This is a genomic window from Agrilactobacillus composti DSM 18527 = JCM 14202, from assembly GCF_001436375.1.
Taxonomy (GTDB): domain Bacteria; phylum Bacillota; class Bacilli; order Lactobacillales; family Lactobacillaceae; genus Agrilactobacillus; species Agrilactobacillus composti.
In genome coordinates this window covers 1-12,433 of record NZ_AZGA01000021.1, presented here as the reverse complement: position 1 = coordinate 12,433, position 12,433 = coordinate 1, and the positions used below count along the sequence as shown (strand labels likewise).

The 12,433-nt window shown below is 42.1% G+C and carries 15 protein-coding genes and 2 tRNA genes; 6 read left to right on the top strand and 11 right to left on the bottom strand.

What is annotated here, in order from left to right:
* Nucleotides 1-293 precede the first annotated feature (293 nt).
* Entirely contained in the window at nucleotides 294-674 is a 381-nt protein-coding gene (locus FC83_RS06270; protein WP_035456277.1) for a CvfD/Ygs/GSP13 family RNA-binding post-transcriptional regulator, read from the bottom strand.
* Nucleotides 675-692: 18 nt separating this feature from the next.
* The gene (locus FC83_RS06265; protein ID WP_035456275.1) at nucleotides 693-1,274 is read right to left on the bottom strand and encodes a peptidylprolyl isomerase; all 582 of its coding nucleotides are present in this window, start codon (nucleotides 1,272-1,274) and stop codon (nucleotides 693-695) included.
* 151 nt (nucleotides 1,275-1,425) lie between these two features.
* Between FC83_RS06265 and FC83_RS06260 the strand changes: the two genes are divergently transcribed.
* The 3 genes from FC83_RS06260 to FC83_RS06250 are packed head-to-tail and all read left to right on the top strand — an operon-like array spanning nucleotide 1,426 to nucleotide 3,597.
* Nucleotides 1,426-2,403, top strand: a complete 978-nt coding sequence (locus FC83_RS06260) for an NAD(P)/FAD-dependent oxidoreductase (protein ID WP_035456273.1) — start codon at nucleotides 1,426-1,428, stop codon at nucleotides 2,401-2,403.
* A 17-nt stretch (nucleotides 2,404-2,420) separates the two neighbouring features.
* Nucleotides 2,421-2,924, top strand: a complete 504-nt coding sequence (locus tag FC83_RS06255) for a phosphatidylglycerophosphatase A family protein (RefSeq protein WP_035456271.1) — start codon at nucleotides 2,421-2,423, stop codon at nucleotides 2,922-2,924.
* A gap of 10 nt (nucleotides 2,925-2,934) precedes the next feature.
* The gene (locus FC83_RS06250; protein ID WP_057002538.1) at nucleotides 2,935-3,597 is read left to right on the top strand and encodes a VTT domain-containing protein; all 663 of its coding nucleotides are present in this window, start codon (nucleotides 2,935-2,937) and stop codon (nucleotides 3,595-3,597) included.
* A 50-nt stretch (nucleotides 3,598-3,647) separates the two neighbouring features.
* Here the strand turns inward: FC83_RS06250 and FC83_RS06245 are convergent, their stop codons facing one another.
* The 9 genes from FC83_RS06245 to FC83_RS06205 form a co-directional block, all read right to left on the bottom strand.
* On the bottom strand, nucleotides 3,648-4,274 hold the full coding sequence (locus FC83_RS06245; protein ID WP_035456269.1) for a TIGR01906 family membrane protein: 627 nt from the start codon (nucleotides 4,272-4,274) through the stop codon (nucleotides 3,648-3,650).
* A gap of 1 nt (nucleotide 4,275) precedes the next feature.
* Complete coding sequence (locus tag FC83_RS06240; protein ID WP_035456266.1) at nucleotides 4,276-5,055, bottom strand: TIGR01457 family HAD-type hydrolase; 780 nt, start codon at nucleotides 5,053-5,055, stop codon at nucleotides 4,276-4,278.
* Nucleotides 5,056-5,074: 19 nt separating this feature from the next.
* A complete protein-coding gene (locus FC83_RS06235; protein ID WP_035456264.1) occupies nucleotides 5,075-5,689 on the bottom strand; it encodes a YutD family protein in 615 nt (204 codons plus the stop codon).
* Nucleotides 5,690-5,758: 69 nt separating this feature from the next.
* Nucleotides 5,759-7,168, bottom strand: coding sequence for a bifunctional metallophosphatase/5'-nucleotidase (locus tag FC83_RS06230; protein ID WP_057002537.1), 1,410 nt, complete (start codon nucleotides 7,166-7,168; stop codon nucleotides 5,759-5,761).
* Nucleotides 7,169-7,319: 151 nt separating this feature from the next.
* Complete coding sequence (locus FC83_RS06225; RefSeq protein WP_035456262.1) at nucleotides 7,320-7,556, bottom strand: hypothetical protein; 237 nt, start codon at nucleotides 7,554-7,556, stop codon at nucleotides 7,320-7,322.
* 75 nt (nucleotides 7,557-7,631) lie between these two features.
* A complete protein-coding gene (locus FC83_RS06220; RefSeq protein ID WP_035456260.1) occupies nucleotides 7,632-8,240 on the bottom strand; it encodes a metallophosphoesterase in 609 nt (202 codons plus the stop codon).
* 82 nt (nucleotides 8,241-8,322) lie between these two features.
* Nucleotides 8,323-8,394 (bottom strand) — tRNA-Asn (locus FC83_RS06215).
* Between the two features lie 70 nt (nucleotides 8,395-8,464).
* A tRNA-Asn gene (locus tag FC83_RS06210) sits at nucleotides 8,465-8,536 on the bottom strand.
* Nucleotides 8,537-8,700: 164 nt separating this feature from the next.
* Nucleotides 8,701-9,015 carry a hypothetical protein gene (locus tag FC83_RS06205; protein ID WP_035456362.1) on the bottom strand — a complete coding sequence of 105 codons (315 nt, stop codon included), beginning with the start codon at nucleotides 9,013-9,015 and terminating at the stop codon, nucleotides 8,701-8,703.
* Nucleotides 9,016-9,162: 147 nt separating this feature from the next.
* Between FC83_RS06205 and FC83_RS06200 the strand changes: the two genes are divergently transcribed.
* Genes FC83_RS06200 through pepV form a run of 3 tightly spaced genes read left to right on the top strand, consistent with a single transcriptional unit; the run spans nucleotide 9,163 to nucleotide 12,352 of the window.
* The gene (locus FC83_RS06200) at nucleotides 9,163-10,578 is read left to right on the top strand and encodes a glycerophosphodiester phosphodiesterase (protein ID WP_057002536.1); all 1,416 of its coding nucleotides are present in this window, start codon (nucleotides 9,163-9,165) and stop codon (nucleotides 10,576-10,578) included.
* Between the two features lie 3 nt (nucleotides 10,579-10,581).
* Nucleotides 10,582-10,938: an ArsR/SmtB family transcription factor gene (locus FC83_RS06195; RefSeq protein WP_035456355.1), complete on the top strand. Its 357-nt coding sequence runs from the start codon at nucleotides 10,582-10,584 to the stop codon at nucleotides 10,936-10,938.
* Between the two features lie 10 nt (nucleotides 10,939-10,948).
* Entirely contained in the window at nucleotides 10,949-12,352 is a 1,404-nt protein-coding gene (gene pepV, locus FC83_RS06190) for a dipeptidase PepV (RefSeq protein WP_035456352.1), read from the top strand.
* Nucleotides 12,353-12,433 lie beyond the last annotated feature (81 nt).

Here is a 12,433-nt window from a genome sequence, read left to right as displayed (position 1 = left end):
ATTTTTGAATTTTTATACATCGCTTAGCACGCGACGACAACTTTTATATCTTACCAGCTATGTAACTCATTGTCAACATATAAATTCAACATTTTGAATATTTATACATCGTCGCTCAGCTAACAGCAACTTGATTAGTATATTACGTGGCATTTCAAATGTCAAGAACATTTTGCCGCCGTAACAACATGTATAATAATATCAACTCAGGCCCACAACGTCAAGCAGAAAATAAAAAAAATAAAAAAGCCGAACAATTTACCTTGTTCGGCCTAAAAATATATGAATATTTATTAATTGATCTCGGGAACACCAAAATCTTTTTCTGCTTGTTCAAGCCATTGTGGCATGCTTTGGGCTATTGGTTGATAGCCAAAATCTAGGTGGCGATTGGTCCAGTAGTGCTTGCGATGCCAATTTTCGGTAACATTCGGGTCATCGGTTAAAGCGCGCACGGAGAGACTGATTTTTTTGGAGTATTCGTCAATATCTAAGACCATCACTTTGATCTTTTGACCGACTTTAAATAAGTCGTTCACGCGTTTGACATAACCATGCTCACATTCTGAAATGTGAATCAAGCCTTGTTCTTGATCATCCAAGGCTACAAACACCCCATAATTCTGAATACCAGTAACCGTACCCTCCAAGATGTCGCCAATATGATAGGCCATTGTCGTCACCTCCATGAATTAATCAATCTTAATAGAAGTAACAACAACATCCTTAACTGGTTTATCCGCATTATCCCGGTCTACACCAGCAATATCGTCAACAACAGTCATATTGTCGATAACTTGACCAAAAACTGTGTGACGGAAATCAAGCCAAGGTGTGCCCCCATTTTTATAAGCTTCAATAACAGGTTCAGGATAACCGGCTTCAGCAAGTTGCCCTAACATGTTAGGGTCAACGTGGGTATTATTCACAATGAAAAATTGACTGCCATTCGTATTAGGTCCAGCGTTAGCCATTGATAATGCGCCCCGCAGGTTAAACAAGTGAGGTTCAAATTCATCAGCAAAAGGTTTATGCCAAATACTTTCCCCACCACGACCAGTGCCAGTAGGATCGCCGCCTTGAATCATAAAGTCTGGAATGACCCGGTGAAAAATCGTCCCATTATAATAGCCATTTTTAGCCAAGGACATAAAGTTCTCAACGGTCTTTGGAGCTAAGTCTTCAAATAATGCAGCGTGAATAGTCCCCATATTTGTTTCAATAGTTGCTTTGGGTCCTTTAAAATCTTTTAAATCTAACTGTGGAAAGTCCATAAATATTCTCCTTTTATTCATCAATTACTTTTATAATATAATTGTGTTCCACGAAATGCAAAGAAACTATCTGGGTAACGACTATAAATTTATGCCTTTTTATGGTAATCTGTAAATGTTTTTCACTTCCAAAATTAAGGAGACTGAACACATGGAGCACGTATTTGATATTACAGTTATTGGCGGCGGCCCGGTCGGTATGTTCACCGCATTTTATGCCGGCCTGCGTAACGCTGACGTTCATTTAATAGAGAGTTTGCCTGAATTAGGCGGGCAAACAGGCGCACTGTACCCAGAAAAAGAGATTTATGACGTTGCAGGTTTCCCCCATATTAAAGGCAAACTATTGGTTCAACAGCTTGAATCTCAGATGAGAGCTTTTGATCCGCAGATCACCTTAGATACTGCCGTCACCAATATTGCCCAAGCTGGCGACCAATTTAAAATCACCACCTCAAAGGCGACCTATTATTCCAAATCCGTTATTATTGCTATTGGTAATGGCGCCTTTGCTCCAAGAAAGTTGGCCTTTGATTACGATAGTCGTTTGGATCACCATCAAGTCGACTATTTCGTTCATGATCTTGACGACTACAAAGATCTAGACGTGGCCATCGCAGGTGGTGGTGATTCAGCCGTTGACTGGGCTTTGACCTTAAATGACATTGCCAAGTCAGTTACGATCATTCATCGACGCGATAAATTCCGGGGTCTAGAATCTAGCGTCAAACAACTAATGACTTCTAATATTAATGTTAAAACCCCTTTCCTACTTGAAGGTCTTGGCCTTGACGATGGCAAACTTAAGATTGACTTGAAGAAAATGAAGTCTGATGATCATGATGCCTTATTAGTTGATAAATTACTAGTCAACTACGGCTTTACTTCTGACAGTCGCATCTTACGCCAATGGGCCATTGACTTACAGGGTACAGACGTGTTGGTGGACAATCATATGCAGACCAGCCGGCCATTGATTTACAGCGTCGGCGACAGTGCTTATTATAATGGTAAAGTGAAACTAATTGCGTCTGGTTTCGGCGAAGTCCCAACAGCGGTAAACCACGCCTTAGAGACCATTTACCCAGAACGTAAGCAACCGCTGCACTCAACTTCTTTATTCAATTAACTAAGGAGGCTTAAACCATCGCTAAACAGCCAGATTTATATGAACATAGTATTGCGCTACTTAAACAAGAGAATGTCTCGATCCAAAGTATCGCGGAACTAGTCTTTTTTTTACAAAAAGACTATATCAAGGATTTAACCGTTGAAGAGTGTATCGACAACGTCTCAGTGGTCTTAAAAAAACGCGAAGTCCAAAATGCAATCATGACCGGGATCGCATTGGATGAACTGGCTCAGGCTAAGCAATTACCGGAACCGTTGCAACACATTATCGAAATTGATGAGGGCTTGTATGGCGTTGATGAAATTATGGCCCTGGGCATCGTCAATGTTTATGGCTCCATTGGTTTGACCAACTACGGTTATATCGATAAAATCAAACCGGGTATCTTAGCCGAACTAAATGCCCATAAACAAGGTGAAGTACACACATTCTTGGATGACATCGTCGGAGCCATTGCTGCAGCAGCAGCTAGTCGCATGGCTCATAGCTTACCGCTGATCCAAGACGAAGATAAATAGGAGGCTCTTAATGGCGCAATTGATCGACTTTATTTTACACATTGACCAGCATTTGGTGACTTTGGTAAACAACTTTGGGAATTGGAGTTATGTTATTCTCTTCGCGATGGTCTTCATCGAAACTGGGATTGTCATCTTTCCATTTCTACCCGGTGATTCCTTATTGTTTGCTTCCGCAGCCCTGGCTGCTAATCCAGCGTATCACTTGAATAACGGGGTCTTGTTTATCGTCTTTTTAGCAGCAGCCGTCATTGGTGATACTGTGAATTATGAAATTGGCCGCCACTTAAGTGATCGTGCCTTAGACAACAGTTTCTTCGGTCGCTTCATCAACCGTGACAAATTAGCTGTTGCCGAGGACTTCTTCGATCGCCATGGGGGTAAAACAATTGCCATTGCCAGATTCGTGCCAATCGTGCGGACCTTTGCGCCATTTGTTTCTGGCGGCAGTCATATGAACTACCGTCATTTCATTCTTTACAACTTCATTGGCGGTTTCCTTTGGGTCACCTTATGTGTGGGCATGGGTCACTTCTTTGGGAACATTCCTTTTGTGAAAGACCACTTCTCCATGGTTGCCATGGGGATCGTAGCCATTTCATTATTACCAATGTTATTTGTTTGGTTAAGGAATAAACTAAAAAAAAAGCCGGTCAATGAATCGGCAGATTAAAAAAATGGTGTCAGGTAACTTCGATCGAAGTCTAACCTGACACCATTTTTTTAAGTTAAATCACGTTTGCCAATCCAAATGCCCCAAACCATTGCCGCCTCAAACAACACAAAAGCCACAATGAAACAGTGCATGAAAAACTGCTCTGGCAATACATTAATAATTGGATCTACTGCTGGATCAAATAACCAATCGCTATTACGAAAGAATATCTTGTGAAAGGTCACAAAAAACGTATCAAAGTTAATAGCCGCCATGCCGCCAATTAAAATAGGGACTACCGCCCCGATTTGAAAGGGACGATATAAACGCCAACGTTCCCGCCGGTGACGCCATTTTACCAAGGTTGGTAGCGCCACTACCGCACTTAATACCAAGAGCACATTATTTAATATAAATAATTTTTTAACATCCACAAAATGAGCCGTACCGCTGATTGAGCTGGGAAAGTCGGTCATGCGTAGCTGCGTCAGCCAAGGGATATTTAAAAAAGCCATCAGTTGGGTATAATTGTGCATTAATCGACTTAAAGACATATTGGCCTGTTGCGGCAGCTGATACAACTGGGCATCGATGGGATAATAAATAAATGTCCCCATGATCGTCAAGAAAATGGCCAAAGTTAAGATAAATAGAAATATCCCACTGAGCTGGCCAATTTGTTTTAATCTCCCCATATCACTGCCACTCGTCTAAGGAATTTAAAATATAGGTTGGCTGTTGGGCAACTTTGGCCACATCTTCAGCGCTGCTATAACCGGTTAAGACTAATAGTGTATCCATGCCAATGTTAAAGCCAGCTTGGATATCTGTGTTTAAATTATCCCCTACCATGACCACTTGGTCTTTCGTCAGGCCAATTTTATCCAAGGCGGCTACCATGATGGGCTGTTGGGGTTTGCCAATATAAAAAGCCTTTTGCTGGGTGGCTCTTTCAACTAGGGCAATCACCGACCCGGCCCCGGGGACTAACCCCCGTTCATTGGGCAGATTAGTATCTTCGTTGGTTCCAATAAAAGTCGCCCCTCTTTGAATGGCTAAAGTTGCCATTTCAAATTTATGGTAAGTGACATCATAATCCAAACCCACAATGACATAATCAGGATCAACTTCATTGAGTTTAAACCCGCAGCTCAAGATTGCCTTTTTAAGACCAAGCTCGCCGATGATATAAACACTGTGCTGATCACAGGCGCCATTTACCTGATGTGTCAAATAACTGGCCGTGGCCAAAGCTGGGGTATAGATTTCATCGGGGGTGACATGAATATCATGATTCACTGCTAAATTGTGAACCACTGCTTCGGGTGTCTTGGTGGTATTATTAGTCAAAAATAAAAAGGGTAAGTGTTTAGCCTGCAGTCGTTCCACAAAACGTTTAGCTGCTGGAATTCTTTGACTTCCCTTATAGATCGTGCCGTCAAGGTCGATAAAGTACCCTTGATATTGCTTTTGCATTGCAGAAATGCCCCTTTAATTACTTAGATTCATCTAATTTACGAACTGTAAACCGACGTGATTTGGCGTTATTGTTTTTAGCCGCTTTTTGTGGTTGCTTTTGCGGCCGATTATTGTCTGATTTAGTGGCCGGCTTCTTCCCGGAATGGGTGGTTTTGGCCGTGTTATTGTTGCTTTTATGCTTGGGTTTACGAGTACGGCTACGGTGATTATTGTGGTTATTGTTAACTTTTTCTTTCGGTTTAAAAGGCGCGCCTAAGCGATGCAAAACAAAATAAGCACAACCGAAATTGCAGTATTCATATAAATAATCTTCCACAGTACTAAACAATTGATCCCGGTTAGCTTGATGGTTATTATCTCGATAAAATCCCCGCAAGCGCAATTGGTCATAGCCCCAATCGCCCACGATGTAATCATATTTATTTAAAATATCACTATAACGATCATTTAATACATCCACGTTAAAGGCATCTTTATGATTTTCAATCATCTCGTAGTCCACACCGTTGATCAAAATTTTGTCATCAACCAGGCGCACATAAACAATGGCTTCTGGTTTGCTGACAGTCTCGTCTAACAATTCATCAATCTTGGCAGCGGTGCTATCTTTGGTCTGGTCAGTATTTGACATACTTAGCCTCTTTTCTGTAAAACATTAGAATTATACCATTAATCTAGCTGTCCTCACAATGCCCTGCGGTCAGGCTTGACTGGTGGGCAAACTATTGTGCAAAGGATACTGAGTCGCTAAGTAATTCCCAACGGCATCTCGTAAAAATTCTGGAAATAAAAACTCATTATCCCCCACGATCTCAATAGTGGGGAAAAATGGAATGAATAAATAATGATCCACGGTGGTGAAAGTATAGGTCTGTTCTGGATTCAGTTCTTCATCATGCCAAAAGACCCGCCGCGTCCCTGGTTCCACAGCGATTCCATCATAGACCAGCTCCCCAAACACTTTGCCCCGGAAGCTCATCCCCCGGATTGGAAAATGATTTAAGAAGCGACGATTCTTTTCCATTTCCATGACCAATCGCCATAAATCATAGCCCCGCAGGGAAACTTTGATCAGATGCATCGGATGGGGCATTTGATCATGTAAATCATCTTTGGTTACCAAACCCGCTTGCAAGTCCCGCAAAAATAAACCTTGGTTCAAAATAGCAGCTTCAGTGTGACCCCGCGCTTCCAAGGCTTTTAAGGCTACTTGCATCATCTTAGTAGGTTTTTGATAATCTGTGGGCAATGGTTCTGGCAACCAAGCCACCTGTTCTTGACGCAATAAGTGATGCCCTTCAGTTTGAAACTGTTTGATGGTCGCCTTATCGCTTGGCTCAGCAGGTAAGTCGGCAGTCTTTTGTACCTGGGCGCTAACGGCCACGAGCTGATGTTGATCATTGACTTGCAAGGTCATCTCACCAATATATTCCCCATATTTACCCGCAGCGCCTAGCATCGTCTGGCCACGGCGTTCGCCCACGGGCAACAAATGGTGAGTATGCGCTCCTAAAATGATTTGAATCTGGGGAAAGTGCTTGGCAATATAACGGTCCATTTCCAGGCCTAAATGGGACAACAATACGATAATATCGCATTTTGGCTGAATTTGCGCTAATAATTGCGGTAAAATATTTTGGACAATTTTTGGCTGCCAACCATTAGGGATATAGGTTAGAAAAAATGGCGCCGTTAAACCCAATACGCCCACACGGGTGCCGCTAGGAGTGGTGATGATTTTATCCACCTTGGCAAAGGCCGGACGAGTCCCATCTGGTTCGAATAAATTGCCTAAAATCACATCGAAATTAGCGTGATCATATAAATGTTCTAGTTGATCATGACTATTGCCGATGCCTTCATTATTGCCAATAGTCACCCCATCAAAGCCAATTTCATTGAATAACGCCACATTGGCTTGCCCATTAGTAGCCTCGGTTAAAGGATGGGCCCGGTCTTCGGCATCGCCAATGTCAAAAATCAGCGTTGGGTCACCCTTTGCTAAATACGCTGCTCGCTGCGTTGTTAAAAACCGTTTAATTTTCGGCCAATTCTCCAGATGAGAATGTAAGTCATTGATGTGCATGATTTGGATCGTTTCAAAAGCCATTCGTCTTTGCCTCACTCATTTGATTTAGCCACCGGATAGTTCATTAAACCAATCGTAAATAAGAAACGGCTATTCGTCAAGCGCTTTGCGCTGTTGGCTGGCCAAAATTAAAAGTCATGGACCAGCGCGATCCATGACCAATACCATTTGTTTATTCAGTTTGAATTAAGGGCCGTAGCAAATCTTCTGCCGCTTGGAGTCTGTCTGCTTTTAGAATTGGGATCAACTGTGGCATTAAACTATAGTCAAAATAGCCTAGGGATAGCTCATTTTGCTGATATTTTCGAAAGGCTAATATTAACACCGCGGCGACATCTTCATGTTTTTCAGGTTTAGTCATTGATAGCAATTGACTGCGTATCTGCATTAAGCTTTGATCTTCTAACAAACTACCCCTCCTCAATTGATGATTAAAATTAGTATAACGAAAGAAACATTAAAAATCAATGTGAGTATGAGTTTTTTATGAGTTTTTTTGCTGATCCAGCCAAATTTGTTTCTGATGGGCCATCTCTTCAATTTCACTATCCTTTAAAGGTGTGCCAAAGGGTAATTTATGGGCTAGGAAATCCCGTTCCGGCGCATCCACACCCACATTGATGTTCAAAGCCGTGGGCATCATATTATGATGGATATGACCATGTAAATTATAAATCTGCGTGGCAATTCCTAAGAATAAAGGATAATGGGTCAAATAATATTGGGCGTGGTCAAATTTGATCAAGGCGCCGACATCTTCAAACCGATACTTAGCTTGGCCCAGTAATTCGAAATTGTGGGTATTGATATATTTAAATAGCTCATGCGCGTCATGATTGCCCTTGATAAAAACAATATGGCCATTTAATTGTTCAATTTGTTCATAAACTTCTGGAGGTTTAGGGAAGTTGCCCGGGCGCAGAGCAATATCCCCCAGATGATAGACCACATCTTTATCACTGACCCGCGCATTCCAAGCCGTGATCATCTGTTGATCCATCGCTTGTACCGAATCAAAGTGCCGGGGCGCAAAGTCATTTGGTTCTAAGAGTTCTTTATGAAAAAAATGTGTATCTGCAATATAATAGTTCATTTCAGCCATCCTTTTTGTTATAAGCTAAAATTGATTAAAAAAAATAAGCTCTAGTTAGATCACTAAGCTTAACACGTAACGACTGGCCAGGTTGGATTCGAACCAACGACCCACAGATTAACAGTCTGGCATTCTACCACTGAACTACTGGCCAATTAATATTAACTTTTGATGAGATTATCATAACATATTGGTAAGAAAGTTACAACATTTTTTTCTTACTACTGGCCAGGTTGGATTCGAACCAACGACCCACAGATTAACAGTCTGGCATTCTACCACTGAACTACTGGCCAATCAACAAAAAATATAGTATCAAATATTTGCCCTCGTGTAAAGGGCTAATTTTAAATTTTTGCTGTAAAAAGTTCTCATAAATTAAAAATTGATGGGAAAAACTGGGTGTCGCTAACACCCTTTGTGAGGAAAAAGTGGATAAAACCGGGCTTTTTAGGCTTTATCAGCCGATGTGATTGGCTTTTAAAATTTCTTTGACAGCATCAGAAATTTTCCCTTCAGGTTTTTGCCATTCTACCCATTCAGTGAAATCTTCTTCTGGAAAATCATAGGTTTCATTGATATATTTTTCATAGACATCTACGGCAGTGGAGTGGGCAATATTTAACTGTAAGATCCGCACTTCTTTTAACAGCCCCCGAATCACGGCCAATTCAGCCCGCCCATTCATGAAAATATTGGCAATTTCATAATACTTGGTGCCATCCAGACGAGTGATTTGTTCAATTAGATTTAAATTTTGATATTTAGTAATCAATTTAAATTGCTCCTTCAATTTTGTAGCTTAGGAATTAATTTCATGGTATGTTTAATTATTGTAGTCATAACTTCTTAGGAAAAGTGATTTGAAAAAATGAAAATATTGAATAACGCTAGAGTATGCAGACTGCTATTAAGCTGTTGTTTGCTGGGCATTTTTTATTTTACCACAGGTTTTGTCGTCGTGGGCCATCGGGGTGATCCCATCAATGCCCCTGAAGAGACCTTTCAAAGTGATGATATTGCCTTTAGTCAAGGTGCCAATTATGTGGAACTGGACTTGCACCGCTCCGCCGATGGGGTTTTGGTTATTTCCCATGACCGGGATTTACAGCGTATCACCGGTCAAAGCGTGATTGTCTCCAGTCAACCCTTTGCCCAATTGCAGACCTTGCACCAAGCCAATGGGGAGCCCATGCATAGCTTAGATGAGCTCTTTGCCCATTATCAAAATAATCCCAATGCCCGTTTCTTATTAGAAACAAAAAAAACCGCCGCTGGCAATCCTAAGGACATGGAAGCCTTGATTGCCCAAAGCGTCCAGAAGTACCATATGCAAGACCGGGTCATGGTCCACTCCTTTTCACTGGAGAGCCTAAAAGAAATGCAAAAACTGCTCCCCGATGTTCCGCGCATCTTCATTGTAGGCAGTTTAAAACGCATCAACTTTGACGCCTTGCAGTATGTCACCGCAATCAATATCTCTTCGGAATTGGTGACACCAGATTTAGTGAACCAGTTACATGCTTTAGGTAAGAAAGTCTTTGTTTGGGATGAAATGACTGAAAAGCAGCAAAGTTGGAATTACATTGTAAACTTGCCCATTGACGGCGTGGTCACCAATTACCCAGCCATTGGGGCTAGCTATCAGAAAATGAAAGATGACGCCCGTTTAGACGCCATTAATGAAGATGGCGCGTTGATCAGCACCAAACCCGTGGTCACCTTCACCAATCCTTACCGCCCTGATTTGACCCGTAAAAAACTGACACCTTTTAAGCAAGTTCATGTGTCTCAAAAAATTGATATTGATAACCAAGCCTTTTATCAAATTGGTGAAAATCGCTTTGTGTCAGCGGACGCGGTCAATTTGAATAATACTTTACCCACGGCCAGCGTCTTTTTAAATCAAACCGTCCGCCTGAAAGGCAGTGTGCCAATGCATGTCGCCTATGCTTCGCCCTTGTATCCAGAAAGAACCACTGGTATGATTCTACCAAATACCAATTATCAAATTCAGGCCGTGCGGGCCATGTCTGGTGCCCTGTGGTTCAAGTTAAAACCTGGCTGGGTGCAAAGTAGCGGCTTGCTGGTGCGTTTTAAATCTATGGCCAATGACAGTCATTTTGCGTTAAATCGCTATTTGACGTTACCAGCTGATCAACGCATCTCAACGGTGGATCTCAATGCCAGCTTGCCGGCCTTGAAATATTTCCATCATCCCATTGCACCTGAAACCAAGGCGGCCGATAATTTGGGACAAGACATACTAGCCCATGCCAAAGTTATGTTTGCCCCACTTATCATGAGCGCCAATGCTACCAATAAACTAGAGGGATAATCCATGCCAAAAAATGAAACTATCGATCACGAAGCGTTAATTAAATCAGTCAGTGCCGCTTTACCTCCAGAAGAAACCATTGATCTAATGACCAATATGTTGAAGACTTTTGGGGATAAGACCCGGGCTAAGATTTTATACGCCCTATTTGAATCTGAATTAAGAGTTTTAGATATCGCCAGTATTTTAAATATGTCCCAGAGTTCAGTCTCCCATCAGCTCCGGGCTTTAAAAGAGGCAAAATTAGTTAAGAACCGCAAAGTCGGCAAAGAGGTCATCTATTCTTTGGCTGATGAACACATCATCCGAATTTTCCGTTTAGTGTTAGAGCACGTGACAGAATCAAACTACTTAAAGTGAGGTTATTTTTATGACAATCAATTGGGAACAAGAGACCGCATTCTTCAAAGACGATTTAATCAAGGACCTGGTTGCCCTACTAAAAATTGACAGCCAACGGGATATTGAACACAAAACAGCCGATTTTCCTTTAGGCCCTGGGCCAGCTAAGGCGTTGAACCAAGTGCTAGCTTATGCCAAACGAGATGGTTTTGCCACTAAGAACATTAAAAATGTGGCCGGCAGAATTGAATTCGGTGCTGGTACCACCACCCTTGGCGTTTTAGCCCATGTGGACGTGGTTCCTGCTGGGGATGGCTGGCAGACGGATCCTTTTGAGCCTGTGATCAAAGACGGCGCTATTTATGCCCGGGGAACTTCTGATGACAAAGGGCCGTTATTGGCCGCTTATTATGGCTTAAAAGTGCTCAAGAAGCTTGGTATTGAACCTAAACAACAAATTCACTTTATCATTGGAACCGATGAAGAAAGCGAATGGCTAGGGGTCCACGAATACTTCAAAACTGAACCCAAACCTGATTGGGGCTTCTCACCAGATGCTGAATTCCCAATTATCAATGGCGAAAAAGGTATTGTCTCCTTCCAATTAGACCAACATTTCACCTCCGAAACCGCCACAGACTTTACCCTGCAACAGTTTAAGAGTGGTATTCGAGATAACATGGTGCCCCATGCTGCCACAGCGATCATTGCCCATCACCAAGATGCGACTTTTGAAACAGCTTTTAACACGTATTTAACGACCAATCAATTAACCGGCAGCCAAAAATTTGCTAACGGCCATTACACCCTACAGTTACACGGCAAGGGTGCCCACGCCGCAACCCCACAAGCTGGGCGTAACGGGGCTACTTTCTTGATCAATTTCTTAAAAGACTATGCCTTTGATGCCAATGGGGCCACTTATTTAGCCCTAGGGGCCACCTTGCATGAAGACATTTATGGTAAAAATATTAAGATTGCTTATCAAGATAGCTTAATGGGACCTTTGACCGTCAGTGCTTCAATTTTTAATTACGATTTCGAAGCTAAAAGCGGGCAAATCATCTTAAATATCCGTTATCCTAAGGGCATTGACATTGAAGCAATCAAAGCCCAATTTGAACAAAATTGGCAGGCTCAATATGCCATCAGCATCAAGCCTCATTACGAAATCCCCCACTATGTCCCAGGCGATGATCCCTTGGTAAAAACCTTATTAGCCACTTATGAGGCCCATACTGGTCAGGCTGGTACAGAGGGTATTGTCGGCGGTGGGACCTATGGCCGGATTTTAGAACGCGGTGTTGCCTTTGGGGCCCAGTTCCCTGGGGCAGCTGACGTGATGCATCAGCCTAATGAATTCATGAAAATCGACGATATCCTTAAAGCTAGTGCCATTTATGCCGATGCCATTTATCGGTTAACCTTGTAAGCAAAAAGCCGCCAATAAATGGCGGCTCAGATTGAAGACAAACTATACTTTTTCGTTAAAGTTGTAGTTTGTCTTTTTATT